Origin of the sequence: Arthrobacter sp. B1I2 (assembly GCF_030816485.1) — a bacterium.
Classification (GTDB): domain Bacteria; phylum Actinomycetota; class Actinomycetes; order Actinomycetales; family Micrococcaceae; genus Arthrobacter.
The window spans coordinates 2,258,612-2,284,932 of sequence record NZ_JAUSYC010000001.1; the positions used below are offsets into that span (position 1 = coordinate 2,258,612).

26 protein-coding genes and 1 tRNA gene are annotated in these 26,321 nt (G+C 65.3%); 19 read left to right on the forward strand and 8 right to left on the reverse strand.

What is annotated here, in order from left to right; genetic code table 11:
• The first annotated feature begins 76 nt into the window (after positions 1-76).
• From QFZ57_RS10550 to QFZ57_RS10575, 6 genes are all read left to right on the forward strand, one after another.
• On the forward strand, positions 77-844 hold the full coding sequence (locus tag QFZ57_RS10550) for a permease (RefSeq protein ID WP_306900087.1): 768 nt from the start codon (positions 77-79) through the stop codon (positions 842-844).
• A gap of 173 nt (positions 845-1,017) precedes the next feature.
• A complete protein-coding gene (locus QFZ57_RS10555; protein ID WP_306900088.1) occupies positions 1,018-1,626 on the forward strand; it encodes an FABP family protein in 609 nt (202 codons plus the stop codon).
• A gap of 18 nt (positions 1,627-1,644) precedes the next feature.
• Complete coding sequence (locus QFZ57_RS10560; protein ID WP_306900090.1) at positions 1,645-2,379, forward strand: flavodoxin family protein; 735 nt, start codon at positions 1,645-1,647, stop codon at positions 2,377-2,379.
• A 22-nt stretch (positions 2,380-2,401) separates the two neighbouring features.
• Positions 2,402-3,484 carry a CAF17-like 4Fe-4S cluster assembly/insertion protein YgfZ gene (ygfZ, locus tag QFZ57_RS10565; RefSeq protein WP_306900092.1) on the forward strand — a complete coding sequence of 361 codons (1,083 nt, stop codon included), beginning with the start codon at positions 2,402-2,404 and terminating at the stop codon, positions 3,482-3,484.
• Complete coding sequence (locus tag QFZ57_RS10570; protein ID WP_373461231.1) at positions 3,484-3,915, forward strand: ankyrin repeat domain-containing protein; 432 nt, start codon at positions 3,484-3,486, stop codon at positions 3,913-3,915. Before ygfZ ends, QFZ57_RS10570 begins: the two co-directional genes overlap by 1 nt.
• A gap of 53 nt (positions 3,916-3,968) precedes the next feature.
• A complete protein-coding gene (locus QFZ57_RS10575) occupies positions 3,969-5,489 on the forward strand; it encodes a DHA2 family efflux MFS transporter permease subunit (protein ID WP_306900094.1) in 1,521 nt (506 codons plus the stop codon).
• On the opposite strand, the gene QFZ57_RS10580 is transcribed toward QFZ57_RS10575, so the two are convergent.
• From QFZ57_RS10580 to QFZ57_RS10600, 5 genes are all read right to left on the reverse strand, one after another.
• Positions 5,451-6,167: a GNAT family N-acetyltransferase gene (locus QFZ57_RS10580; RefSeq protein WP_306630407.1), complete on the reverse strand. Its 717-nt coding sequence runs from the start codon at positions 6,165-6,167 to the stop codon at positions 5,451-5,453. The two genes, QFZ57_RS10575 and QFZ57_RS10580, sit on opposite strands and share 39 nt — an antisense overlap.
• 27 nt (positions 6,168-6,194) lie before the next feature.
• Positions 6,195-7,220: an ATP-dependent 6-phosphofructokinase gene (locus QFZ57_RS10585; protein WP_306630408.1), complete on the reverse strand. Its 1,026-nt coding sequence runs from the start codon at positions 7,218-7,220 to the stop codon at positions 6,195-6,197.
• 217 nt (positions 7,221-7,437) lie between these two features.
• Complete coding sequence (locus QFZ57_RS10590; RefSeq protein WP_306630409.1) at positions 7,438-7,695, reverse strand: PspC domain-containing protein; 258 nt, start codon at positions 7,693-7,695, stop codon at positions 7,438-7,440.
• A 3-nt stretch (positions 7,696-7,698) separates the two neighbouring features.
• Positions 7,699-7,956 carry a hypothetical protein gene (locus QFZ57_RS10595; RefSeq protein ID WP_306630410.1) on the reverse strand — a complete coding sequence of 86 codons (258 nt, stop codon included), beginning with the start codon at positions 7,954-7,956 and terminating at the stop codon, positions 7,699-7,701.
• A 1-nt stretch (position 7,957) separates the two neighbouring features.
• Positions 7,958-9,541: a PspC domain-containing protein gene (locus QFZ57_RS10600; RefSeq protein WP_306900098.1), complete on the reverse strand. Its 1,584-nt coding sequence runs from the start codon at positions 9,539-9,541 to the stop codon at positions 7,958-7,960.
• Between the two features lie 125 nt (positions 9,542-9,666).
• Here QFZ57_RS10600 and QFZ57_RS10605 point away from each other — a divergent pair, with 125 nt between their 5' ends.
• Together QFZ57_RS10605 and QFZ57_RS10610 are read left to right on the forward strand one after the other, a co-directional pair.
• Complete coding sequence (locus tag QFZ57_RS10605; RefSeq protein ID WP_306900100.1) at positions 9,667-11,028, forward strand: ATP-binding protein; 1,362 nt, start codon at positions 9,667-9,669, stop codon at positions 11,026-11,028.
• Complete coding sequence (locus QFZ57_RS10610; RefSeq protein WP_306900102.1) at positions 11,025-11,714, forward strand: LuxR C-terminal-related transcriptional regulator; 690 nt, start codon at positions 11,025-11,027, stop codon at positions 11,712-11,714. The genes QFZ57_RS10605 and QFZ57_RS10610 overlap by 4 nt, the downstream gene beginning before the upstream one ends.
• Before the next feature lie 83 nt (positions 11,715-11,797).
• Here QFZ57_RS10610 and QFZ57_RS10615 read toward each other — a convergent pair whose 3' ends face one another.
• The gene (locus tag QFZ57_RS10615; protein WP_306900103.1) at positions 11,798-13,015 is read right to left on the reverse strand and encodes a pyridoxal phosphate-dependent aminotransferase; all 1,218 of its coding nucleotides are present in this window, start codon (positions 13,013-13,015) and stop codon (positions 11,798-11,800) included.
• Between the two features lie 276 nt (positions 13,016-13,291).
• On the opposite strand from QFZ57_RS10615, the gene QFZ57_RS10620 reads away from it, so the two are divergent.
• From QFZ57_RS10620 to rplL, 9 genes are all read left to right on the forward strand, one after another.
• A tRNA-Trp gene (locus QFZ57_RS10620) sits at positions 13,292-13,364 on the forward strand.
• A gap of 82 nt (positions 13,365-13,446) precedes the next feature.
• On the forward strand, positions 13,447-13,731 hold the full coding sequence (gene secE / locus QFZ57_RS10625; protein WP_056388913.1) for a preprotein translocase subunit SecE: 285 nt from the start codon (positions 13,447-13,449) through the stop codon (positions 13,729-13,731).
• 114 nt (positions 13,732-13,845) lie between these two features.
• Positions 13,846-14,664 carry a transcription termination/antitermination protein NusG gene (gene nusG / locus QFZ57_RS10630; RefSeq protein ID WP_306900106.1) on the forward strand — a complete coding sequence of 273 codons (819 nt, stop codon included), beginning with the start codon at positions 13,846-13,848 and terminating at the stop codon, positions 14,662-14,664.
• A gap of 129 nt (positions 14,665-14,793) precedes the next feature.
• Positions 14,794-15,225 (forward strand): 50S ribosomal protein L11, encoded by a 432-nt coding sequence (rplK, locus tag QFZ57_RS10635; protein WP_003803853.1) that lies wholly within the window; start codon positions 14,794-14,796, stop codon positions 15,223-15,225.
• 177 nt (positions 15,226-15,402) lie between these two features.
• Entirely contained in the window at positions 15,403-16,110 is a 708-nt protein-coding gene (gene rplA, locus QFZ57_RS10640; RefSeq protein WP_306900110.1) for a 50S ribosomal protein L1, read from the forward strand.
• Between the two features lie 123 nt (positions 16,111-16,233).
• The gene (locus tag QFZ57_RS10645) at positions 16,234-17,367 is read left to right on the forward strand and encodes a GNAT family N-acetyltransferase (RefSeq protein WP_306900113.1); all 1,134 of its coding nucleotides are present in this window, start codon (positions 16,234-16,236) and stop codon (positions 17,365-17,367) included.
• Between the two features lie 7 nt (positions 17,368-17,374).
• Entirely contained in the window at positions 17,375-18,493 is a 1,119-nt protein-coding gene (locus QFZ57_RS10650) for a GNAT family N-acetyltransferase (RefSeq protein ID WP_306900115.1), read from the forward strand.
• A gap of 297 nt (positions 18,494-18,790) precedes the next feature.
• Positions 18,791-19,372, forward strand: a complete 582-nt coding sequence (gene rplJ / locus QFZ57_RS10655) for a 50S ribosomal protein L10 (protein WP_018769122.1) — start codon at positions 18,791-18,793, stop codon at positions 19,370-19,372.
• Positions 19,373-19,449: 77 nt separating this feature from the next.
• On the forward strand, positions 19,450-19,824 hold the full coding sequence (gene rplL / locus QFZ57_RS10660) for a 50S ribosomal protein L7/L12 (RefSeq protein ID WP_139029946.1): 375 nt from the start codon (positions 19,450-19,452) through the stop codon (positions 19,822-19,824).
• Positions 19,825-19,936: 112 nt separating this feature from the next.
• Here the strand turns inward: rplL and QFZ57_RS10665 are convergent, their stop codons facing one another.
• Both QFZ57_RS10665 and QFZ57_RS10670 read right to left on the reverse strand, forming a co-directional pair.
• Entirely contained in the window at positions 19,937-20,452 is a 516-nt protein-coding gene (locus QFZ57_RS10665) for an aminoacyl-tRNA deacylase (protein WP_306900121.1), read from the reverse strand.
• On the reverse strand, positions 20,452-21,651 hold the full coding sequence (locus QFZ57_RS10670) for an acetyl-CoA C-acetyltransferase (protein WP_306900123.1): 1,200 nt from the start codon (positions 21,649-21,651) through the stop codon (positions 20,452-20,454). Before QFZ57_RS10670 ends, QFZ57_RS10665 begins: the two co-directional genes overlap by 1 nt.
• Positions 21,652-21,934: 283 nt before the next feature.
• On the opposite strand from QFZ57_RS10670, the gene QFZ57_RS10675 reads away from it, so the two are divergent.
• Both QFZ57_RS10675 and rpoB read left to right on the forward strand, forming a co-directional pair.
• Positions 21,935-22,426, forward strand: a complete 492-nt coding sequence (locus QFZ57_RS10675) for a hypothetical protein (RefSeq protein WP_306900124.1) — start codon at positions 21,935-21,937, stop codon at positions 22,424-22,426.
• 308 nt (positions 22,427-22,734) lie between these two features.
• Positions 22,735-26,244 (forward strand): DNA-directed RNA polymerase subunit beta, encoded by a 3,510-nt coding sequence (rpoB, locus tag QFZ57_RS10680; RefSeq protein WP_306630422.1) that lies wholly within the window; start codon positions 22,735-22,737, stop codon positions 26,242-26,244.
• Positions 26,245-26,321: the final 77 nt, after the last annotated feature.

A 26,321-nucleotide genomic window follows, 5' to 3' on the forward strand; every position in this document is an offset into this window, starting at 1 on the left:
GACCAGCCTCCCAGCCGACGCCAGGATGGGAAAACAGCGCAGTGAGTGCACCGACGAAGCACAGGCCGGGCCCCGTATGACGGCGGAACTGCAGGCACCCGTGCGTTCGCTTGGTTCCTGGACCATCGGCGTCATCGGGATCGCCGGTCTCACTGCCATCATCGCCGGAGTGTATGCCTCTCCCGAGTCACTCGTCGCCGTCGGCGTCCTTATTGCCGCGGCGGTGGGCATCGGATGGCCGCACTTCCTGCGTATCCCGGCCAAGAAGACCCTCGCCGCCGTCATCGCCCTGCCAGGTGCAGGCGCTGCAGTCGCGGCCGGATTAGCGCCGGCCCCGGGATACCTCGACTGGACGCCGGCCCTCGTTGCCTTGGGAATGATGGCCGTCTTCGTGGTGCAGCTGGTCCGCGGCACCGGACAGGCCCAGCGGCTGGAATCCACCCTGGGGTCCTGCGCCGGCGTCCTGCTGTCCTGCCTCGGCGCCGGCTGGATTGCGGGCGCCCGGTTCAACGGCGTCCGGGAGATGCTGCTGGTGGCGGCGATCAGTGCGGCAGTAGCCTTGCTCGCCGGCCTTATCCGCTGGCCGGACAGCATCGTGGCGCCGCTCGGGGTTGTCCTCGCCGGCCTGGCCGGGCCGCTTGCAGGGCTGGTCCTGTCGGACATTGCCGTCCTGCCGGCCGCCGTCTTCGGGGTGGTGGTGGGCGCGGTCCTGGCAAGCTTCCGCAGGCTGGCCACGGTCCGCGGCGCCCCGCTCAATGTTCCTGCCGCGCTGAGCATGGGCCTCGCGCCGGTTTCGGCTGTGGGATCCCTCGCATACTTCATAGACAAACTACTCATCTACTAACGGGTTAGGATGGCACCATGTCCGTACTTGCTTTTGAAATCTTCTTCCTTGTCCTGCTCGGCATCGCGAGCCTGTCCATGGCCTGGTTTGCCGGTTTCGTGGTCTACCGCCTCTTCAAGGGCCAGAAGTAGCCACCCCTTTTCCGGAGCCAGCCGTATCTCGAGGTAATAGCAGTGCCCATTGAGATTCCTACAGATCTGACCCCCGAACTCGTCCCCCTTTCCTGGCTCATTGGTGAGTGGGAGGGCCGCGGCCGGCTGGGCAGCGGCGACGAGGATTCAGAACACTTCCTGCAGCACGTCTCCTTCACCCACAACGGCCTCCCGTACCTCCAGTACCGGGCCGAAAGCTGGTTGACCGACGACGACGGCACGCGCCTGCGGCCGCTCACCGTTGAGACGGGCTTCTGGGCGCTGGAGCGCAAGCAGCTTGATGCCGACGGCGGTCCCGGCCTGGTGCCGGCAGACATTGTGCCGGTGCTGAAGAGCGCCGACGAGGTGGAGGCGCTGCGCAACAAGGACGGCGGCTTCGACATATCGGTGTCCATCGCCCACCCCGGCGGCATCACGGAGCTGTACTACGGCCAGATCAAGGGCCCGCAGATCCAGTTGTCCACCGACATGGTGATGCGCGGCAGCCACTCCAAGGACTACAGCGCAGCCACCCGGATCTTTGGCCTCGTGGACGGCAACCTTTTGTGGCGCTGGGACGTCGCAACAGGAGGAGAGGGCGGCAACGGCCTGGAAGCCCACGCCTCCGCGTTCCTGCACAGAGTCTCCTGACCGGGAAAGGCCCCATCCATGGAAGACGGCACGGAACAAGCAGGCAAGCCCGGCGGCTACCGCGGACTCAAAGCCGTCTTCTTCAACGGCACCCTCAAGAAATCGCCCCAGACATCCAACACCGATGGGCTGATCGCCATCAGCCGCGGCATCATGGAAAAACAGGGCGTCAGCACCAAAGTGATCCGTACCGTGGACCACGACATCGCCAGCGGTGTCTACCCCGACATGACCCAGCACGGTTGGGCCACCGACGAATGGCCGGACCTCTATCCTGCCGTCCGGAAGGCCGACATCGTGGTGGTGGCGGGCCCCATCTGGCTTGGTGACAACTCGTCGCAGACCAGGAAACTCATCGAGCGCCTCTACGCCCATTCCGGCGAACTGAACAGCAACGGCCAGTGGGCGTTCTATCCCAAGGTGGGCGGCTGCCTGATCACCGGCAACGAGGACGGCATCAAGCACTGTTCCATGAACATCCTTTACAGCCTGCAGCACATCGGTTTCAGCATCCCGCCGCAGGCCGACGCCGGCTGGATCGGGCCGGTCGGCCCCGGCCCGAGCTACCTGGATGAGGGCTCCGGCGGCCCGGAGACCGACTTCACCAACCGAAACACCACCTTCATGACCTGGAACCTCCTGCACCTCGCAAAGATCCTGAAGGATGCGGGTGGCTACCCGGCCTACGGCAATCTGCCCAACGAATGGGACGCCGGAACCCATTTCGATTTCGAAAACCCGGAATACCGATAGCCTGCGAGGACTTCTACTTCATATGAGTACGCCCAGCCCTTTGTTGTCGCGCCCCGGCGCCGTCGAGGCCACCGGCCCTGACACCGGAGTCGCCGCCCACTACGGCGAGCCGCTGCGCGAGCAGCGCGCACTCGCCGCCGGAACCGCCGTCGTCGATCTTTCCCACCGCGGTGTGGTTACCGTCACCGGGCCGGACCGGCTGGGCTGGCTCAATACCCTGTCCTCGCAGCAGGTGGCGGCCCTGCAGCCGGGGGAGTCCAGCGAGCTCCTGCTCCTGAGCGTCCAGGGCCGCATCGACTTCGACGCCCGGGTGATTGACGACGGCGCGACCACCTGGCTGATCGTCGAGGCCGCCGAGGCAGCGCCGCTGGCTGAGTACCTCAACCGGATGAAGTTCATGCTGCGGGTGGAGATCGCCGACGTCTCCGCTGACTGGGCGGTCGTGGGCAGCACCCAGGCTGTACCCGAATGGTCCGGCCGCCTTGCCTGGCAGGACCCGTGGCCGCACGTAACCGCCGGCGGATACTCCTACGCCACCGTCTCCGAGGAGAACCACCCGGGGCTTGCCCGTCCCTGGTTCGAGTACCTCATCCCCGCCGCCGAACTGGAGGAAGCTGTCTCCGGGCGCGCGCTGGCCGGTGTGCTGGCCGCCGAAGCCCTGCGCATCGCCGCCTGGCGCCCCCGGATCGGTGCCGAGACGGATGACAAGACCATCCCGCACGAACTCGACCTGCTGCGCACCGCCGTGCACCTGGCCAAGGGCTGCTACAAAGGCCAGGAAACCGTCGCCCGCGTCCACAACCTGGGGCACCCGCCGCGCCGGCTTGTCTTCCTGCAGCTGGACGGTTCCCAGCACACGCTGCCGGCGGCCGGAAGTCCGGTCATGGCGGGGGAGCGCAAGGTGGGCACGATGACCTCGGTGGCCCAGCACTACGAGATGGGGCCCGTGGCCCTGGCAGTCATAAAGCGTTCCGTGGCGCCCGATGAGATACTGACGGTCCTGGACGGCGACGAGCCGTACCCTGCCGCCCAGGAACTCATCGTCGCCCCTGATGCCGGCCAGGTAGTGGGGCGCCAGACCGGATTCCTGAAGGGGCCACGCTGATGACTGAGCGCGCCGGGACCACGCCTGCGGGCGAGGGGATGGAGGCAGCGGAAGGGTACGACGACGACACGCTGGCTTTGGCGCAGACGCTCTTCCAGGCGGCGCGTGAAGGAAGCGACGCGCTGCTGGGTGCCTACCTTGACGCCGGGGTTCCCGCCACCCTGACCAACGCGGCGGGTGATTCCCTGCTCATGCTGGCCGCCTATCACGGGCACGCCGGCACCGTTCAGCTGCTCCTGCAGCACGGTGCCGACGCCAACACCGCCAATCACCGGGGCCAGACCCCGCTCGCCGGAGCGGCATTCAAGGGCTACACGGACGTGGCCCGCGTCCTGCTGGATTCCGGAGCGGATCCGGACGCCGGTGCGCCGACCGCGCGCGCTGCGGCGCAGATGTTCGCCCGCGCGGAAATCCTGGACCTCCTCCGCTAGCCTCACCCGGGTTCCGCCCGGCTCTTCAGTGAAAACTTCAGAAGGATGACCGGATGGAAAACGTAGAGAAGCCCTGGCCGGCGCTGTGGTCCCTGGTGATCGGGTTCTTCATGATCCTGATCGACAGCACCATTGTGTCCGTGGCGAATCCCCGGATCATGGAGGGACTGAACGCCGATATCAACTCGGTGATCTGGGTGACCAGCGCCTACCTGCTGGCCTATGCCGTGCCGCTGCTCATCACAGGCCGGCTTGGAGACAGGTTCGGGCCAAAGAAGCTGTACCTGCTGGGCCTGGTGGTGTTTACCCTTTCCTCCCTGTGGTGCGGCTTTGCCCAGAACGTGGAGACCCTCATCGCAGCACGCGTGCTGCAGGGCCTCGGTGCGGCGGTCATGACGCCACAGACCATGGCGGTCATCACCCGCATCTTCCCGCCCGACCGCCGCGGGGCTGCGATGGCCATCTGGGGCGCCACCGCCGGAATGGCAACCCTCGTGGGCCCGATCCTGGGCGGGGTCCTGGTGGACGGTCTCGGCTGGGAGTGGATCTTCTTCATTAACGTGCCCATCGGCGTCGTTGGCTTCATCCTGGCCGTGCGGAACGTCCCGGCACTGACCACCCACCCGCACCGGTTCGATATCCCCGGCGTACTGTTGAGCGCTGTCGGGCTCTTCCTGCTGGTCTTCGGCATCCAGGAAGGCGAAACCTACAACTGGGGCACCATCACCGGGCCCATCAGTGTGTGGGGCCTGATCATCGCCGGGCTCGTTGTCCTCGCGGCTTTCGTGGCGTGGCAGCGGTTCAATAAGGGCGAACCGCTGCTGCCCCTGGGACTGTTCCGCGACCGGAACTTCTCTCTGGCCAACCTGGGAATCACCATGGTGGGGTTCACCGTGACTTCATTCGGCCTGCCCCTGATCTTCTACTACCAGCTGGTCCGCGGCCTGACGCCCACCCAGTCGGCACTCCTGATGGTCCCCATGGCGCTGATCTCGGGCGGCATGGCACCCGTGGTTGGCAAGATCGTGGACCGGGTCAACCCGAAGTACCTGGCCGCTGCCGGCCTGACGCTGATGGCCGTCGCCTTGGTCTGGAACGGCCTGCTGATGCAGCCGGATACGCCCATCCTGTTGTTCCTGCTTCCCAGCGCCGTCCTGGGCTTCGCCAACGCCGGCATCTGGGCCCCGCTGAGCACCACCGCCACCCGGAACCTCCCGCCGCGCCAGGCCGGCGCGGGCTCCGGCGTCTACAACACCACCCGCCAGTTCGGGGCCGTGCTGGGCAGTGCAGCCATCGCTGTTCTCATCCAGTCGCGGCTGGCCGCCGAACTCCCGTCCGGCCCGGCGGCATCAGCGGGTGGGGGCATGGGCATGGGCGGTACCCTTCCCGAGTTCCTGCATGCAGGGTTTTCGACGGCGATGGCCCAGTCGATCCTCCTGCCCGCCGCAGTGGTGTTGGCGGGAGCGGCCGTGGTCCTGTTCTTTGCCAAGCCCCAGCCGGTCCAGGACTGGGGCGCAGCGGATGGCGCGGGTGCGTCAGCGAAGGTGGACGCTGGTCTGGATTCCGCCGGCTGAGAGGCCCAGTTTCCGGGCGAGCGCCAGGCAGCCGGTGTTGCTGACGTCCGCGCGCCACTGCAGCGTCAGCCCGGCCGCCAGCGCTTCGTGCCCCGCGATGGAGCCGGCCAGGGAACCCAGGCCGCGCCGGCGCCACTCGGGATCCACCAGGACACCCATGTTGGCCAGCAGGCCCTCCCATTCCCCGTAGGCCCCGCATGCAAGGGGCACGCGCCTTCCGTCCTGCTCGTGCACAATCGTGTAGCGGTTCTCGAGGTCGGAGAGGGCCACTTCGTTGACATCGTCCGGCGGGCAGCGGCCCTCCAGCTCAATCGCCTCCGGGTTCCCGTGTGAGACCGTCAGTTCCCCGGAGGGCTGCTGGAGCGGCAGGTCGTCGGCGAAGAACAGGGCCGCCGCACCCAGCCCGTGGCCGCCCTGGTCGCGGGTCAGTTTCAGGAGCGTGACGTGCTGGGCCATCTCCTCGTCAGGGATATCCGTGGCGGCATCGATGACGCTCTGCGGGCCCACCAGTGCGGAACTTCCGAACAGGCGGACGAACTCGACGCTCCTGGCTGATTCGTCCGCGCGGACAATCCGCGCCCCGGAAGCCAGGGCGTCTCCGAATGCGTCGTCGTCAAGTCCCAGCCGGCGCGCCCACGCCAGCTGGATGATGGCCGCTGAGCCGGGATCGAGTGTCATGGTCCCAGCCTAGGGCGGGCCACTGACTTAGCCGAACAGGACCGCGGCTTCGTCGTAGCGGTTTTGCGGGACGGTCTTCAGCTGGCCCAGGGCCTCCTCGAAGGCGACGTGGCGGATGTCCGTGCCTTTGAGTGCCACCATGGTGCCCCAGTAGCCTTCCACCACGGAATCGATCGCGGCCATGCCCAGCCGGGTGGCCAGCACCCGGTCGAAGGCCGAGGGGACGCCGCCGCGCTGGATGTGGCCCAGGATGGTGGCGCGGGTTTCGATGCCGGTCCGGGCCTCCAGTTCGGGGGCCAGCTGGTCGGCGATGCCGCCCAGGCGGGGACGCCCGAAGGTGTCCAGGCCGCGCTCGGAGTGGGGGCTTTCCATGTGCTCGGGCACGAAGCCTTCGGCGACCACCACCAGGGGCGCACGGCCGCGGTGGTGGGCTTCCTTGACCCATTCGGTGATCTGTTCGATGCTGACCTTTTGCTCCGGGATGAGGATGGCGTGCGCGCCCGCGGCCATGCCTGCGTGCAGGGCGATCCAGCCCACGTGCCGTCCCATCACTTCGGCGATCATGCACCGGTGGTGGGATTCGCCGGTGGTGCGGAGGCGGTCGATGGCTTCCGTGGCGATCTGCACGGCGGTGTCGAAGCCGAAGGTGTAGTCGGTGGCGTCGAGGTCATTGTCCACCGTCTTGGGGACACCCACGATCTTGAGTCCGGCGTCCGTCAGGCGCTTTGCCGCAGCAAGCGTTCCCTCACCGCCAATGGCGATGATCGCGTCGATGCCCAGACGGTCCATGTGGGCCTTGATGGTTTCGGGACCGCCACCGTTTTCGAACGGGTTGGTGCGGGACGTGCCCAGGATGGTACCGCCCTGCTTGGCGATGCCGCGGACCATGGTGCGGGGGATGTCGATGATGTCGCCCTCCACCACGCCGCGCCAGCCGTCGCGGAATCCGACGAATTCCTGGCCGTGGATGGCGATGCCCTTCAGCACAGCGCCACGGATCACGGCGTTCAATCCGGGGCAGTCGCCACCGCTGGTGAGGATTCCAATTTTCATGTTCGGCTCAAATCCTGGAGAGAAGGTTTACAGGCAGAGCGCCACGCTGAGCTCACCTAGAAGTGTAGTGGGGTGTGTGGGGTACGACACAAACCGGTTACATGGGGTGCGCCCGCGCAGGGAAGGTCCCGGGCATGGACAGGCCCCTGCTTTCGTGGATCAGGCGCGAAAGCAGGGGCCGTGGTCCCGTACAAGCCGGGATGCGGTGCCGTGGTAGTCAGGGCCGGTTGAGCGACCGGCGGTCCAGGAACGTCTGGAGCGGGATCTCGTTGCGCTGGTCCGGGAGGATTACCCAGGCCAGGAGGTAGAAGATCACGGCAGGCCCGGGGAGCAGGCAGAACAGCAGGAAGGCGATGCGGACAAAGGCCACGTCGACGTTGAGCTTGGCAGCGATACCGCCCAGCACCCCGCCTACCCAGCGCTCCGGGCCGCGCTTCAGGCCGAAGCCCCTGACAATGCTGAAGAACTTATCCATGGTTCAAGACTTCCCTGTAGTTGATTCGTTGTCACGTTTACGGGCGGAGAGCAGGCCGCCTGCCACCAGGGCCACACCCGCGCCGATCATGAGGCCGATCAGGACGTACGTGCCGTTGAGGGTCACGATGCCCAGCTGCGCCACGATGATCAGCGCGGCCAGCGCCAGGACGATCAGTCCCCACACCACCGTTCCCACCCTGGCAGGTGCCGGTCCGGCTGTGTCCTGGCCCGCCGTCGTCGGAATATTGCTGCTGTCCATCTCAGTTGCCTTCCTGGATAGTGACGTTGCTGAAGGTGCCATCGATCCGCACCACCAGGTGGTTGCCGGGCTTGTCCGTGTTGTAGCTGCTTTCACGGGTGGTGGTGCCGCCGCGCTGGCCGCTTGACTCGTTCAGGTTTCCCATGGTCATGTCCGCCTTGATATCGACGGGCACGTTCTGCGGGATAACCACGGTCACGTTGCTGGCGGTGATGTCCAGGGGAACCACGACGTCGGAAGCCAGGGTGGCGGTTGGTGTCAGGTCCGTGAGGTCCACAGTTCCCCGGCCGGCGGTGATGTCGATGCCGCCGCGCGCCTCCTCGATGCTGGCCGGGTTCCAGTCCACCTGCTGGAAACGCATCCGGCCGTCGTCCAGGGTGTTGTAGATGCCGCCGGTGACCAGCGCGATCACCGCAAAGAGGCTCAGGACGCCGGAGGTCCGGCCGCGGAAGCCCGCCACCAGGATGCCCAGGCCCAGGACCGCGGCCGCGCTGGCCCACACAATCGCGTTGGCCGAGCCGCCCAGGTTTATGATGTTCGCAGCATCCAGCGCCTTGAGTCCGCCGCCCACCAGCAGTGCTGACCCTGTTGCGATGGCGACGGCGGGAGCGCCGGGACCGGATGGCCGGGGCTTTGGCGGCTGCGGGGGAACCCACGGTGCGGGGTAGCTGCTTCCACCGGGCACCCCGCTTCCTGGCCCGCCCTGACCCGGGCCGCCGGGGGTGCCGGGGGCACCACCGCCGGGAATGCCGTAACCGCCGTGGCCATAGGTGCCGGTACCGGTTCCGCTGGTGGGTCCATTGCCGTACGGGGGCGCTGCAGGGAATCCGGCGGATGAGCCGGAAGCCGTGCCTGCCGTGAACGGTGCGGTCTGTTCCGTACGGGAGCGCCCCATCGGGTATACAGCACCGGGGGTGGCCGCCCCGTGGGCGGCCACCGTTGGTTGGGCCTTGTTGCGCTGGGAGAGGTAGTAGATCAGGTAGACCGCGCCGCCCACCCAGAAGACGGTCCAGAGCAAGCCGCTTAGCCCGTTATGGCTCCAGCCCCAGAAGCCTCCGCCCAGGCCGGTGAGTCCAAGGACCGTGGCGATGAGGGAACCCGTCATGCCGCTGGACCAGCGGCCCGCGCCGGCTTCCTGGACATGGATCCTGCCGTCGGGTTCCGGAAGGAAGGCCCATGCCAGGCCGTAGAGCAGCACGCCAATGCCGGCCAGGAGGGTCAGGACGATAAAGACGCCGCGGATGATGATGGGGTCCACGCCGAGACGGTGGGCGATGCCGCTGCAGACGCCGCCGATCCACCGGTCGTTGCCCCGGTAAATGCGCTGGCTGCGGACCCAGCCGAAGAAGTCGGTGGAAGGAACCGGGGTGGTGGAGCTGCCCTGGAATGCGTAGCCCTGGGGCGGATCGGCCGGACCTGCGCCCGGATCAGCCGGGTCAGCTGCCGGACCTGCGCTCGGGCCCGCCGCAGGCTCGGGTGGCGTTGAGGAAGGGGACGGCAGCGGCTCGGTGGGCCGCTCGCTGTCCGGACCGGGAACGGGCCCGGCTGGGTGTTCGTCGTCGGGGGAAGGGGTCTGCGAGTTCATACCTCGATCCTCCCGTCCATGCCCGTTGCCGCTCTACTGGGGGAAACCCTGAACCGTCCCTGAGCTGTCCCCGGTTAGCGGCCGGACGCGGTCCGGGCAACCCTGATCCGTGTTTGGATTGATCCATGACAACCCTCCCGGTGCGCCCGCCCCTGGCACGGAGCAGCGACCGTGTCATTGCCGGAGTGTGCTCCGGCCTGGCCGCGCACATGGGCTGGCCGGTAAAGAACGTCCGGCTGGGCATGGTCCTTGCCTCGTTCGCAGGAGGGGCGGGCCTGGTCTTTTACGCATGGCTTTGGATCATGGTGCCCACCGCGGACGAGGCGGCGCGCCGCAACGCCCGCCGGCCGGCGTCGCCCATTGCTCCAGCGGTAAGCCAGCCAACCCTGGGCCCGCCGATGCAGGGCCAGCCGGCCCAGGGAACGCCGTCCGACGGCGGAACATCCGCAGGTGCCGGTGGATCCGTTGCCGCAGGCGCGCCGGCCGGTCCGCCCTGGTTCCGGGTGCACGGGATGCGGTACGGGAAGGAAATCCTGCTCGGTAGCGGTCTCCTGCTGGTGGCCGGCATCATGATCGCCCAGCTGCTGGGAGTGGACGTGTCCCTCGGGACGCTGATTCCTGCTGCGGCGGTGCTGGGCGGTGCCTCGATCGCCTGGATGCAGCTGGACGAGACCCGGCGCGCAGGGCTGGTGGACAAGACCAAGGCGGACCAGGCCGGCGGGTGGGGCCGGCTTGCTGCAGGCTTGGCCCTGGTGGTGGCCGGGGTCCTGGTGATGGTGTCCGGCTCGGGCTCGTGGGAACAGACGTGGCTGGCGTTGCTGGCTTCCGTGGCCGTCCTGGGCGGCGTGGTGCTGGTCCTGCTGCCGTGGGCGCTGAAGTTCTGGCGGGACCTGGAAGCCGAACGCGCCGGTAGGATCCGCGAGACGGAACGGGCGGAGATCGCTGCCCACCTCCACGACTCCGTGCTGCAGACGCTCGCCCTGATCCAGCGGCGCGCCGGCAACGAGCACGACGTCGTCCGCCTTGCCCGTGCCCAGGAACGCGAGCTGCGCGGCTGGCTGTTCCAAGACCCCGGCCGCGAAAGCGGACAGCTTTCAGACCGGATCAAGGCCGTCGCCGCCGAGGTGGAAGACCTGCTCGGCAACGCCGTGGAAGTAGTCACCGTTGGTGATGCCGCCATGACAGAGGCGCACGAAGCCCTGGTCCAGGCAAGCCGGGAGGCCATGCTCAACGCCTCACGGCACGGCGGCGGAACCGTCTCGGTCTACCTTGAAGCATCCGACGGGAAGGCCGAGATTTTCATCAAGGACAGAGGGCCCGGTTTCCAGCTGGGGGATGTGCCGGCGGACCGGCTCGGCGTCAGGGAATCAATAATCGGCAGGATGAAACGGCACGGCGGCTCGGCGGTAATCCTCAGCACGGGGGACGGTACCGAGATCCGGCTGAGGCTGCCGACTGCAGCAGAACATGCGGAAGGAAAATCATGAACACAACCAAGGCGGCAGGTGCCGGAGGCGCCCGGCCGGCCAATTCCGTGCGGGTGGTCATTGTGGACGACCACGCGATCTTCCGGTCCGGGCTGAAAGCGGACCTCGACGCCGGCATCCACGTGGTGGGCGAGGCCGCCACTGTTGAACAGGCCATCGCCGTGATCGCCCAGCAGCGACCCGACGTCGTCCTCCTGGATGTGCACCTGCCCGGCGGGCTGGGTGGGGGTGGCCGGGAAGTGATCGCCGGCTCCGCCGCGCTCCTGTCCACTACCCGATTCCTCGCCCTGAGCGTCTCCGACGCGGCGGAGGACGTGGTGGCCGTCATCCGCGCCGGTGCCCGGGGCTACGTCACCAAAACCATCTCCGGCCCCGAGATTACCGACGCCGTGTTCCGGGTGGCAGGCGGTGACGCGGTCTTCTCGCCACGCCTTGCCGGGTTCGTCCTGGACGCCTTCGGCACCGCTCCCGCCGATATTGCCGATGACGAGCTGGACAAGCTCTCCGCCCGGGAACTCGAGGTCATGCGCCTCATTGCCCGGGGCTACAGCTACAAGGAAGTGGCCAAGGAGCTCTTCATCAGCATCAAGACGGTGGAAACCCACGTGTCAGCGGTGCTGCGCAAGCTCCAGCTCTCCAGCCGGCACGAACTGACCAAGTGGGCCGCGGAGCGCCGCCTCCTCTAAAACAGAGATGCTCCATCACTTTTGGTCCCTAAACACTGCCGTTAGGGACCAAAAGTGATGGAGCATCGGTGGTTTGGGGCGTCCTACTGGGCCTTGCCCAGGAAGTCCTGCAGGCGCTGGACGCCCGTGGCGAGGTCGTCATCGCCAAGCGCGTAGGAGAGGCGCACGAAGCCGGACGGACCGAATGCCTCGCCGGGAACCACCGCCACCTCGACCTCGTCGAGGATCAAGGCGGCCAGCTCGGCGGAGGTCTGCGGCGTGGCGGTGCCGGACGCCGTCGGGAATTCCTTGCCCAGCAGCGCGCGGACGTCCGCGTAGACGTAGAAGGCGCCCTTCGGCGTGGGGCATTCCACCCCTTCGATCGCGTTCAGGCCGGCGACGATGGCCTTGCGCCGGCGGTCGAATGCCACCTTCATCTCGTCCACGGCGGTCAGCGGGCCGGACACCGCGGCGAGGGCAGCGATCTGCATGATATTCGAGACGTTGGAGGTGGCGTGCGACTGCAGGTTGGTGGCCGCCTTGATGACGTCGGCAGGCCCGATCATCCAGCCCACGCGCCAGCCGGTCATGGCGTACGTCTTGGCAACGCCGTTGAGGATGACCACCTTGTCGCCCAGCTCGGGGGCCGCGGTGGCGATCGACGTGAACGGCACGCCGTCGTAGGTCAGGTGCTCATAGATCTCATCCGTGACCACCCACAGGCCCTTGGCCGCGGCCCACTTGCCGATCTCCGCCACCTGCTCAGGGGAGTAGACAGCACCCGTGGGGTTCGACGGCGAGACGAACAGCAGGATCTTGGTGCGGTCCGTCACGGCTGCTTCGAGCTGTTCAACGGTCACCAGGTAGTCCTGTTCGGGCCCGGCGAAAACCTCCACGGGGACGCCGCCGGCGAGCCGGATGGCCTCCGGGTACGTGGTCCAGAACGGAGTGGGCACAATGACCTCGTCGCCCGGATCCACCAGGGTGGCGAAGGTGTTGTACACGGCCTGCTTGCCGCCGTTGGTGACCAGCACCTGCGAGGGGTCCACCGCGTAGCCGGAATCGCGCAGGGTCTTCTCTGCGATGGCCTTCTTCAGCTCGGGCAGGCCGCCGGCGGGGGAGTAGCGGTGGTACTTGGGCTGGCCCGCAGCCTCGATTGCCGCCTGGACAATGTAGTCAGGGGTGGGGAAGTCGGGTTCGCCCGCGCCGAAGCCAATAACCGGCCGGCCAGCTGCCTTCAGCGCCTTGGCCTTGGCATCGACGGCCAGGGTTGCGGATTCGGCAATTGCGGAAATGCGTTGGGAAACGCGGGCGGCAGACATGGCAGGTCCGTTCTTCGCTTGCAGCCGGCAGGCTGGAATGTGGGATTCGACGAGTTCTACTCTATGCTGTTCACCGGACCCTCCGGGGTGCCGGTTTTGATTTATGACTGCCCCGCGCAGTACGTTTCAGGCCGGTCTTCGGGTGGGCCGGGGCGGGCTGGTTTTACGTAGGCGAGGTTCTTGCGTAGACTGGTTCACCGGTGTTGAAACACGGATGATGACGTGCGCCCCAGTTCAAACTGGTGTTGGGTCGTCAAAGAGTGGCATTCACTCCATAGGGTAGTGGCGCAATTGGTAGCGCAGCGGTCTCCAAAACCGCAGGTTGCAGGTTCGAGTCCTGTCTGCCCTGCGCAAGCTGCTCCGGGCGAAAGCCCGGGGCAGGCGCAGCAACCATGGTTCTGATCAGGGCCGGGTAATCCACCATTGCAAAGATGAGCGAGGACCAGGTGACCGAAACAGCTGCCAGCAGCTCCAAGGGCCGCCCAGCTAAGAAGGAAGCCAAGGCAAACTTCTTCGCCCGCATTGCACTCTTTGTCCGCCAGATCATCGGCGAACTTAAGAAGGTTGTAGCCCCCACCCGCAAGGAATTGATCAATTACACGCTCGTGGTGCTGGTGTTCGTGGCCATCATGATGGTCATCGTCAGCCTGCTGGACATTGGTTTCGGAACCGCTGTCAGCTGGATCTTCGGCGGCACCGGCCCCAAGGACAGCTAAGGCTGCACAATCCGCAGGCCGCGTGTTTCGCCCGGGAAACCGGAGGGAAGCGCCGGTGTGCGGGATTGAGCCATTTAAATAGGCATGTTAGGCAATGAGGAAGCAGGAGACCAAGTGTCTGAGCAGGAGCTCGAGGTAACCGAGACTGGGCTGGAAGAATCCCCGGACGTCACGGCAGAAGCCGGTGAAGAGTCCGAGGTTGAGTCCTCCACGCCCGAATTCGACGACGCCACCTCCGATATTGCAGAAGCTGCCGAAGGCAACGCTTCAGACGCTGACGGGGACGATGAGCCCGCCGACGCCCTTGCAGCCGCGGCAGCAACTGCAGCCGTTGACCCGGCAGAGGAGTTCAAGGCCAAGCTGCGCCGCCAGGAAGGTGACTGGTACGTCATCCACTCCTACGCCGGGTACGAAAACCGCGTGAAGGCCAACCTTGAAACCCGCATCCAGACCCTGGACATGGAAGATTACATCTTCGAAATCCAGGTGCCCATGGAAGAAGTCGTGGAGATCAAGAACGCCCAGCGCAAGGTCATCAACCGCGTGCGCATTCCCGGCTACGTGCTTGTCCGCATGGACCTGACCGACGCCTCCTGGGGCGCCGTCCGCCACACCCCCGGTGTCACCGGCTTCGTGGGCAACGCCCACAACCCGGTCCCGCTGCGCCTGGACGAGGTCTTCTCCATGCTCGCTCCGGTCTTCGAAGAAGAGCAGGCCGAGAAGGGCAAGCCGGTCAACAAGCAGCACCAGGCCCCGGTGGACGTTGACTTCGAAGTTGGCGAGTCTGTCATCGTCAAGGAAGGCCCGTTCGAAACCCTTCCTGCCACCATCTCCGAGATCAAGGTCGAATCCCAGACCCTCGTGGTGCTGGTTTCCATCTTCGAGCGCGAAACGCCTGTCACCCTGGCGTTCAACCAGGTCACCAAGATCTGACAAGCCAAAGAATTCGTCCCGGCGCTGCCCGCTTAGCAGCACCGGAACGGCCGGCCGCCTCGCCATGGCGGCCAAAAACCTGAGGCACGCTCCTGTGCCCCAGGACGTTATTGAGAGAAGGACCCTACATTGGCTCCCAAGAAGAAGGTCACCGGCCTCATCAAGCTGCAGATCCAGGCAGGTGCCGCCAACCCGGCCCCGCCGATCGGTCCTGCGCTTGGCCAGCACGGTGTCAACATCATGGAATTCTGCAAGGCGTACAACGCTGCGACGGAAGCCCAGCGCGGAAACGTCATCCCCGTGGAAATCACGGTCTACGAGGACCGTTCCTTCACGTTCATCACCAAGACCCCGCCGGCTGCAGAGCTCATCAAGAAGGCTGCAGGCGTTGCCAAGGGTTCAGCTACCCCGCACACCGTCAAGGTTGCCAAGCTGACCCAGGCCCAGGTCAACGAGATCGCCTCCACCAAGATGGAAGACCTCAACGCCACCAGCCTCGAAGGCGCAGCCAAGATCATCGCCGGCACCGCCCGTTCCATGGGCATCACCGTCGAAGGCTAACTCCCTTCGCTGTCCAGCGTCAGGGTAGTTGACGACGACGGGCGGCACCGCCGGGAACTCCGGCACCAAACACATTGAAATGTTGGTCATCCGGGCCGGATAACGAACCGGATCACCGACTGTGGCAGGGCCCAGCGCGGTCCGCAGACCACAACTGCACAAGGAGAAATAAGCAGCATGGCAAAGCGCAGCAAAGCATATGAGGCAGCAGCCGCCAAGATCGACGCGGAGAAGCACTACGCACCGTTCGAGGCAGTAACGCTGGCCAAGGACACCAACCCGTCCAAGTTCGACGCCACCGTTGAGGTCGCCTTCCGCCTCGGCGTTGACCCCCGCAAGGCTGACCAGATGATCCGCGGCACCGTCAACCTGCCTCACGGCACCGGTAAGACCGCCCGCGTCCTGGTCTTCGCCACGGGCGACAAGGCTGAGGCAGCAATCGCAGCCGGCGCCGACTTCGTTGGTTCCGACGACCTGATCGAAAGGATCCAGGGCGGCTGGACCGACTTCGACGCCGCCGTCGCCACCCCTGACCTCATGGGCAAGGTTGGCCGCCTCGGTAAGGTCCTGGGTCCGCGTAACCTGATGCCGAACCCGAAGACCGGCACCGTGACGGCAGACGTCGCCAAGGCTGTCAACGACATCAAGGGTGGCAAGATCGACTTCCGCGTCGACAAGCACTCCAACCTGCACTTCATCATCGGCAAGGTGTCCTTCGACGCCGTCAAGCTGGCTGAGAACTACGCAGCAGCACTGGAAGAGGTGCTTCGCCTGAAGCCGTCCGCTTCCAAGGGCCGCTACATCCAGAAGGCCACTGTTGCCACCACGTTCGGCCCGGGCATCTCCGTTGACCCCAACGTCACCAAGGTGCTCACCGACGTGTAGTCATTGTTGAGGGACTGAGGTTCCTGCTCCGGATCGATTCCGGAGCAACCGAAGACCGCCCCGGCGCCTAGGCGCCGGGGCGGTCTTCTTTCTTGCCCCATTTACTTTGCCTAAGCTGGCTGCATGGACCGGTTTGAGCCGACTGAACCCGCGCCAATCCCGCCGCCCGGGGCTTTGGTGATTGCCGCCGTCGCCGTTCCTCCATCGCCCCGCGAGGGAGCAGGCTTCCAGGACTTCAACGACTGCCAGGCGATGCGGACGACGCAGGAGTTGGATACATGGGGCGACCTTGACCACGGCTACACCTTTGCTGAGGAAGTTGAACACTGGCGCGGCACCGAGTACGAGGCCCGACACCTCTTCCTGGCCAGGCTCGGCCCGGTTCCGGTAGGCATGTGTTCGGTGACTCTGCCCCTGCGGGAGAACACCACCACCGCCGGGATCAACGTCCTGGTGGCACCTGCTTTCCGCCGGCGCGGGCTGGGGCGCCAACTCCTTGCCTACGCCGAGGGTGTGGCGCGGGAAGACAGCCGTGCTTTTTTGGATGGCTACTTCGAACTTCCCGCCAAGCTGGTGGAGTGTGCCGGCGGACCACTTGTGCGGGCGAAATCGGGGGCCGGGGCCCTGCCGGCAGGAGACCCCTCCACCGCTTTCGCCGTGGCCGGCGGCTACGAGCTGGAGCAGGTGGAGACCTCAAGCCGGCTTGTCCTGCCCGTCCCGCCGGACCTGTTGGCGGAATTGGAAGCGGCCGCCTCAGCAAAGGCACGCAATTACACCGTAGTGATGTGGGCCGATGCCTGCCCGGAGGAACTGCTGGACAGTTACGCCGCGCTCAATGCGCGGATGAGCGTTGATGCCCCTACTGCCGGGATGAACTGGGAAGGCGAGGTCTGGGACGCTGCCAGAGTCCGGCAGAACGAGGAAACACTCGGGCGCAGCGGCGTCCAGGCCGTTGCAGCCGCTGCCATGTGGGAGGACACCCGGGAACTGGTGGCCTATACGGTACTGAACTGGCGCCCTGGGATCCCGCACTCGATCCTGCAGCAGGACACCTTGGTGAGGTCAGAACACCGCGGCCGGCGCCTCGGCACGCTCATCAAAGTAGCAAACCTGCGGCAGGCGCAAGGCCGATGGCCGGCGGCCCGATCGGTCCTGACATGGAATGCCAACGAAAACCAACATATGCTGGCCATAAATACCGCCCTTGGATTCAAGCCTGCAGGTTATGAAGGTGAGTGGCAGAAACGGCTGGGATGATGCCCGAATGGCAATAGACGTAAAGATCGAGCAGCTATGGATCCCCGACTCATTGGACACCCCCGACGCAGCGGACTTCCTCGCCGCCGTCGAAGTGGGCCGCAAGGTGCGGATGCAGACGTGGGGCAGCGACGATCTGGCCTATGGTCCTCTGGAGAAGCTGCTTGAGTTCGCGGACCCGTACGAGCGCCAGCTGATCCTCGTGGCCAAGGTGGAAGGCGCCATCGTGGGAACGGTTGATATTGCACTGCCCCTGACCGACCACCTGGACCTCGCCGAGCTCACCCTGGACATCCTGCCCGAGTTCCAGCGGCAGGGCGTGGGACGGCGGCTGCTGGAGGCGGCCGAACAGCTGGCCAGGGGAGAAGGCCGCACCATGATCCTGGTGGACACCAACCACCCCGGCGCTTCACTGCATGAGTTCGAACGGGCCCAGCTGGTCCCCGGCACCGGCCAGGGGTTCGTGCCCCTTGAGAGCCGCGAAGTGGAGTTCGCGCAGAAGACCGGTTACACGCTGCAGCACATCGAGCAGTTCAGCTCCTGCCTCCTGCCCCTGGATACCAAGCTGGTGGCTGACCTCCAGGCCGAAGCCGAGGAAGCGAACAACGGCAGGTACCGGCTGCACCACTGGACCGACCGCTGCCCGGAACAATGGCTGGAGGCCGTGGCCGTCCTGGAAAACCAGGCAGGGGCCGACATCGATCCGTCCCTGGACGCGCCCATTGAGCAGGACATGGTGTTCGACGCCGGCATCCTGCGTGAAGCGGAAGACGTCGCCATCGCGCAGGGACGGAGAACGGTGGTCACCGCCGTCGAGCACATCGCCACGGGATCCCTGGTGGGACTGACCACGATCACCGTGCTGGCGCACCGGGCCGACGTCGTGTTCCAGGACGATACCCTGGTGCTGCAGGAACACCGCGGCAACAAACTCGGCCTGCTGATCAAGGTGGCCAACATGGAGCGGCTCAGCGAGCAGTTCCCGGATGCGCGCATTATCTACACCTGGAATGCACCGGAAAACCGGTACCTCCTGACGGTCAACAGGCAGCTCGGATTCCAGATCGCCGGCGTGACCGGGATCTGGCAGAAAGAACTCACCACGCTGCATACCAGCACCAGTTAACCGTCCGATTTGGCGGACGGGCAAAGCCTCGCGTAAGCTGGGAGTACCAAAGACCGTCGGTTGTTGGAAATCCACTCCCCTGAACATGGCTCAACTCTGTAGTTGTGCGCTGGGGACCACAGTGGCTTTCCGGACGAAGGACCCTCAACGCAGGGCGGCCGGCGCAGGTGAACGAAGCAAAGCTCCACGGTACAGCCGTGTTGAGCCAAGCCCCGTGCATCTGCGCGGGGCGTTTTTAGTTTTAGCTCTCTTGAGCGGGGACCGTCGAATACCGGCACTATCCCCGGAAGGAGGGTTATGGCAACGCCTACCAAGGTTTCAGCAGTAGCTGAGATCACTAACGATTTCAAGGAATCGAACGCCGCTGTCCTGACCGAATACCGCGGGCTCACCGTTGCACAGCTCAAGCAGCTGCGTGTTTCTCTCGGCCAGGACACCAAGTTCGCGGTCGTCAAGAACACCCTGACCGCCATTGCAGCCAAGGAAGCCGGAGTCGAAGCATTCGACGGCCAGCTTGCCGGCCCCACTGCAATCGCGTTCATCAAGGGTGACGCAGTTGCCGCTGCCAAGAGCCTGACGGATTTTGCCAAGGCCAACAAGCAGCTGGTCATCAAGACCGGTTACTTTGAGGGCAAGGCGCTGGACGCCACCGAGGTTGCCGCACTGGCTGCCCTCGAGTCCCGCGAGCTGCAGCTCGCCAAGGTTGCAGGTGTCCTCAAGGCACCCGCCGCCGCAGCTGCACGCATCATCGACGCACTGCGCCTCAAGCTTGAAGAAGAGAACGGTGCACCGGCAGCTGCCGAAGCGCCCGCCGCTGAAGAAGCCCCTGCCGCTGAAGCTGAAGCTGCCGCTGAAGCTCCGGCTGCCGAAGAGAACTAATTCTCTTACCCCCACCAGACTCCGGTGCCAGCCCGGCCGCGCGCCGTTCGGACACCACAACAGGAAGGACGCCTACCATGGCGAAGCTCAGCAACGAAGAGCTCATTGAAGCTTTCAAGGAACTGACCATCATCGAGCTCTCCGAGTTCGTTAAGCTCTTCGAAGAGACCTTCGAAGTTACCGCCGCTGCTGTTGCAGTTGCTGGCCCCGCCGGCGCTGCTGCTGAAGAGGTTGAAGAGAAGACTGACTTCGACGTCGTCCTCGAAGCTGCCGGTGACAAGAAGATCGCAGTCATCAAGGAAGTTCGCGCAATCACCTCCCTCGGCCTCAAGGAAGCCAAGGACCTGGTTGACAGCGCACCGAAGGCTGTTCTCGAAGGCGCCACCAAGGAAGCTGCCGAGAAGGCCAAGGAGCAGCTCGAGGCTGCAGGCGCTACCGTTACCCTCAAGTAACAACGCCTTTTCCTTCGGAAACCCCGTCCACTTCGGTGGGCGGGGTTTCCTGCTTTAAACGGGGTTCCTGCTTTTAGATCGGCGTTTCCTGCTCTGGATGGTGTTTCCTGTTTTAGAAGGTGCTACTGCCTTGGACGGGGTCGCTGATGTCCGCTACGACGGCGCCCAGGGCTGAGGTCAGGGCATCGGCGTCGATGAACGCGCTGTAGCCGTGGGCGCCGGCTCCCATGGAGATCCGGCGTCCGGTGATGGTGGCGTCGGCATAGACCGGCCAGGCGGTGGTGCTTCCCAACGGCGTGATGGTGCCCCGCTCATAACCGGTCGCCTCCAGTGCGGTCCCGGCGGGCGGGAGGGACAGCTTGTTGACGCCCAGCAGGGAACGGAGTTTGGGCCACGAGATCTGCCGGTCGCCCGGGATCAGCGCGAACAGGAAGGTGCCATCCTTGTGCTTGACCACCAGGGACTTGACGATGTCCGCCGGACTGATGCCCAGGATGCCTGCAGCTTCTTCGAGGCTCTTCGCAGCGGGGCGTTCCACCACATCAACCTGCAAGCCCCGGGCCGCGGCGTCGGCCAGGAACCGTTCATGTCCGACGCCGTCCGTACCGTTGCCGGATGCGCCCCCCATCAGTCGCGGTACAGCAGGAGTGCTTCGCCCTGCCCGCCGCCGCCGCAGAGGGATACGGCAGCCTTGCCCGTTCCGCGCCGTTTCAGCTCATGCGCGGCGTGGGCAGCCAGCCGCGCTCCCGAGGCCCCGATCGGATGCCCCAGGGCGATGGCACCGCCGTGGATGTTGCACTTCTCCAGGGGGTAGTCCAGGTCCTTGAGGGACTGCACGGCCACGGAACCGAAGGCCTCGTTGATCTCAATGAAGTCAAGGTCGGCGGCGTTCCAGCCGGCCTTGCCGAGGGCGTTCATGATGGCGTTTGAGGGCTGGGAATGCAGGGAGTTGTCAGGGCCCGCCACCTGCCCCGGCTTTCCCACCACCGCCAGGTACTCCAGCCCGTGCTCCTCCGCATAGCCGCGGGACGAGAGCACCAGGGCGGCGGCGCCGTCGGACAGGGGGGAGGAGTTGCCGGCCGTAATGGTGCCGTCGGTTACGAACGCTGCCCGCAGGCCGGCCAGTGACTCCACCGAGGTATTGGGGCGGACGCCTTCGTCGGTATCCACCACCAGGGGCTCGCCTTTGCGCTGCTTGACGCTGATGGGTGCGATCTCGCCGTCGAACGTTCCGTTCTTTGCCGCCAGCGCGGCGCGCTGGTGGGACTGGGCTGCAACGTTGTCCTGTGAGGCGCGGTCGATGCCCAAAGTGAGGTTCCTGGTCTCGGTGGACAGGCCCATGGACTGCCCGTCGAAGGCGTCGGTCAGTCCGTCATGGGCGGCGGCGTCCAGTGCCTGGATGGACCCGTACGTCCACCCCTGACGGGAGCCGGGGAGCAGGTGCGGCGCCCGGCTCATCGATTCCTGTCCGCCGGCCACCACCACCGCGGCCTCGCCGCCGCGGATCATCCGGGCTGCGTCAATCACGGAAGTGAGGCCGGAAAGGCACACCTTGTTTACCGTCACCGACGGGACGTTCCACCCGATGCCGGCGCCGATTGCGCTCTGCCGCGCGGGATTCTGCCCGGCGCCTGCCTGGAGCACCTGGCCCATGATCACGGCCTCGACGTCGCCGGCGTCGACACCGCTTGATTCCAGCGCGGCCTTGATGGCGTGGGCGCCAAGATCCACTGCTGTGAGACTGGACAGCTGACCGTTGATCCGGCCCTGCGGAGTCCGCGCTGCCCCAAGGATGACAACGTCATTGCTGTCAGGAGAGTTGCCCATGGTAATCACTTTCAATCCGGTTCCGATGTAAACCACCAAGGCTATCGTGAGCCTGGTCACCCAACTATTCAAACGCTGGAACCGCTATGTGCATTCCTGGCGGCGCATCCTGCTTTCCCTACCGGCTCGGCGGCGCGAACTGGCACATCAGCGGCAGGGGAGAGGTCACCACCGCCGCGTTGTGCACGACGGCGGCTGCTTGCGTAGGGTGGACGGCGAGGCTTTGCAGGGGGACGCGCTTTGCAGGGGGACACAGGGTCCGGAGCCGGGACGGAGCGGGATCGTGAAGAAGACACTTACGGCGGTGGCAATCGCCGCCATGGCCGCACTCGCCGGCAGTGCGCTGGCCGGCTGCTCGGTGTCCACACCGGCCCCGGCCGAATCCGTCAAGCCCACGGCATCTCCGGGGCAGACCCGGGACGGGGCCCGCAGCAGCCCCGCTGCCAGCGAAAGCACGGGAAGCCAGGGCGCCGGGGCAACCGGGACCCGGGAAGCCTGCGAACTCTTCAACAAGCTGGTGGCGGACTATGCCGCTGTTGCGCCCACCGACCCCAAGGGCTATGAGGACGTGTACCTGAAGGCCCAGGACGCCAAAGACGGTGTCTCCGGTGATCTTCAGGGCCTCTTTGCTTCGCTGGGCCTGCTGGCCATCGACCACTCATCGGCGGCTGAATCGGGCGGCAAACCGGCACAGGAGTCCCAGGACGCGGTCCGGGACGCCGTCTTCGCGAATTCCCCAGCCTGCACGGCGGAGGGCGTGACCCTCCGGCTCTAGCATCCCGGCGGCGGCTGCGGGCGGGCGTCACATCAGGTGCTTGCAATCCGGCCGGATGTGGGGTAGACAGGTGGGTTGTTTTGCCGTATCGTAGATATTTGCGTCTTCCCTGTTTACCTTCAGCCTTCATATAGCGGTGGGCTTTGCCTGGCAGCTGGCATTCAACGTGCCGTAACAACGGTCACAGTATAGTCAGTCCAGGTCCCGGGTCATATAGCGGAACCGGATGGTAGCGCTGCGGAGTCACTCCGCAGGGTGCACAGCGGGGGAGATCTGAAAACGCCTGAAGGTCTGTGGAAGGATCCCTCTTGGTCGCCTCGAGCACCTCTAATAACGAAACCGCTAACACTGCCGACAGCACTGATGGTGCCACTCGCCGGCTCTCATTCGCAAAGATTCACGAACCTCTTGACGTTCCGAATCTGCTTGCCCTGCAGACGGACAGCTTTGACTGGCTGGTCGGCAATGAGCGCTGGCAGGCACGCGTGGCAAAGGCTGTCGAAGAAAACGATCTCAGCGTCGCCACCACGTCCGGCCTGTCGGACATCTTCGAAGAAATCTCCCCGATCGAGGACTTCCAGGGCACCATGTCCCTGAGCTTCTCCGATCCGGAGTTCGCTGATCCCAAGTACACGATGGCCGAGTGCAAGGACCGGGATGCAACGTACTCGGCTCCGCTGTACGTCAAGGCCGAGTTCATGAACAACAACACGGGCGAAATCAAGCAGCAGACCGTGTTCATGGGTGACTTCCCGCTGATGACCGAGAAGGGCACCTTCGTCGTCAACGGCACCGAGCGTGTCGTCGTCTCCCAGCTGGTCCGTTCGCCGGGCGCCTACTTTGAGCGTGCCGCTGACAAGACCAGCGATAAGGACATCTTCACTGCGAAGATCATCCCCTCCCGCGGTGCCTGGTTCGAGCTCGAGATTGATAAGCGCGACCAGGTCGGTGTCCGCCTCGACCGCAAGCGCAAGCAGTCCGTCACCGTCCTGCTGAAGGCCCTTGGCTGGACCGAAGGCCAGATCCTCGAAGAGTTCGGCCAGTACGACTCCATGCGGGCAACCCTGGAGAAGGACGCCACCGAAACCCGCGAAGACGCCCTGCTGGATATCTACCGCAAGCTGCGTCCGGGCGAGCCGCCCACCGTCGAGGCTGCCCAGTCGCTGCTGGACAACCTGTACTTCAACTCCAAGCGCTACGATCTGGCCAAGGTTGGCCGCTACAAGATCAACCGCAAGCTTGGCATCGACCGCTCCCTTGGCGACAAGGAAGCTTCCGTCCTGCACGTTGAAGACATCGTGGCCATGATCAAGTTCCTCGTCGCGCTGCACGCCGGCGAGAAGACCATCAAGGGCACCCGCGATGGCCAGGAAGTGGACCTCCGCGTCGAGATCGACGACATCGACCACTTCGGCAACCGCCGCATCCGCGCCGTCGGCGAGCTCATCGAGAACCAGGTCCGAACCGGCCTGTCCCGTATGGAGCGCGTTGTCCGCGAGCGTATGACCACCCAGGACGTCGAGGCCATTACGCCGCAGACCCTGATCAACATCCGCCCCGTGGTTGCAGCGATCAAGGAGTTCTTCGGAACGTCCCAGCTGTCGCAGTTCATGGACCAGAACAACCCGCTCTCGGGCCTGACCCACAAGCGCCGCCTGTCGGCCCTTGGCCCCGGTGGTTTGTCCCGTGACCGCGCCGGCATGGAAGTCCGTGACGTGCACCCGTCCCACTACGGACGTATGTGCCCCATCGAAACCCCTGAAGGCCCGAACATCGGCCTGATCGGTTCGCTGGCATCCTACGGGCGCATCAACCCGTTCGGCTTCATCGAGACCCCGTATCGCCTGGTCAAGGACGGCGTCGTTTCCGACGACGTCCAGTACCTGACGGCCGACGACGAGGCTGAGGTGCTGATCGCCCAGGCTAACGCGCCGCTGGACGAGAACAACAGGTTCGCCGAGGACACCGTCCTGGTCCGTGCCCGTGGTGGTGGCGGCGAGCCCGTCCTGGTTCCGGCCGGGGACGTTGAGTTCATGGACGTCTCCCCGCGCCAGATGGTGTCCGTGGCTACCGCCCTGATCCCGTTCCTGGAGCACGACGACGCCAACCGCGCACTCATGGGTGCCAACATGCAGCGCCAGGCTGTGCCGCTGGTCCGTTCCGAGGCTCCGTTCGTGGGCACCGGCATGGAGCGCGCCGCCGCCGTCGACGCCGGTGACGTTGTCATCGCGAAGAAGGCCGGTGTGGTCACCGAGGTTTCCGCCGAGCTCGTCATCATGCTCAACGACGACGGCACTGAGACCAACTACCGCATCAACAAGTTCGCCCGCTCCAACCAGGGCAACTGCTACAACCACCGCGTCCTGGTGAACGAAGGCCAGCGCCTGGAAGTTGGCGGCATCATCGCCGACGGCCCGGCAACGGACCAGGGTGAACTCGCACTGGGCAAGAACCTGCTTGTGGCATTCATGTCCTGGGAAGGTCACAACTTCGAGGACGCCATCATCCTCTCGCAGCGCATTGTTGCCGAGGACGTTCTTTCCTCCATCCACATCGAGGAGCACGAGATCGATGCCCGCGACACCAAGCTTGGTGCCGAGGAAATCACCCGTGACATCCCCAACGTGTCCGAGGAAGTCCTGGCAGGCCTGGACGAGCGCGGCATCATCCACATCGGTGCCGAGGTTGAAGCAGGGGACATCCTGGTCGGAAAGGTCACCCCGAAGGGTGAAACCGAACTGACCCCGGAAGAGCGCCTGCTGCGCGCCATCTTCGGTGAGAAGTCCCGCGAAGTCCGCGACACCTCCCTGAAGGTGCCCCACGGCGAGTCCGGCACCGTCATCGGCGTGCGCGTCTTCGACCGCGACAACGACGACGAGCTGCCCCCGGGCGTCAACCAGCTGGTCCGCGTCTACGTGGCCGCCAAGCGCAAGATCACCGACGGCGACAAGCTCGCCGGCCGCCACGGCAACAAGGGTGTTATCTCCAAGATCCTCCCCATTGAGGACATGCCCTTCCTTGCCGACGGCACGCCCGTTGACATCGTCCTGAACCCGCTGGGTGTTCCCGGCCGTATGAACGTGGGCCAGGTGCTCGAAACGCACCTCGGCTGGGTTGCCAAGACCGGCTGGAAGATCGAGGGCGAGCCCGAGTGGGTCAAGCAGCTGCCGAACCTGCCGCGCGAGAGTGGTCCCACCACTGTTGCCACGCCGGTGTTCGACGGTGCCCGCGAAGAGGAAATCACGGGCCTGCTGGACTCCACCAACGTGACCCGCGATGGTGACCGCCTGATCAACTCCTCGGGCAAGACCCGCCTGTTTGACGGCCGCTCCGGCGAACCGTTCCCGGATCCGATCTCGGTCGGCTACATGTACATCCTGAAGCTCCACCACCTGGTGGACGACAAGATCCACGCACGCTCCACCGGCCCGTACTCCATGATCACGCAGCAGCCGCTGGGTGGTAAGGCACAGTTCGGTGGCCAGCGTTTCGGTGAAATGGAAGTGTGGGCGCTCGAAGCTTACGGCGCCGCCTACACGCTCCAGGAACTCCTCACGATCAAGTCTGACGACATCCACGGTCGTGTGAAGGTCTACGAAGCGATCGTCAAGGGCGAGAACATCCCCGAGCCGGGCGTTCCCGAATCCTTCAAGGTCTTGATCAAGGAAATGCAGTCGCTGTGCCTGAACGTGGAAGTTCTTTCCACGGACGGAACCACAATTGAAATGCGTGACTCTGATGACGCAGTCTTCACGGCTGCGGAAGAACTGGGCATCGATCTGTCTCGCGCAGAGCCCAGCTCTGTAGAAGAGGTCTAGCAGGTGCACGTACGACGGCGGGTGCCCACCCGCCGTCGTACGCCACCTCCCTCATTCCGCACCCAAGACTTCAGAAT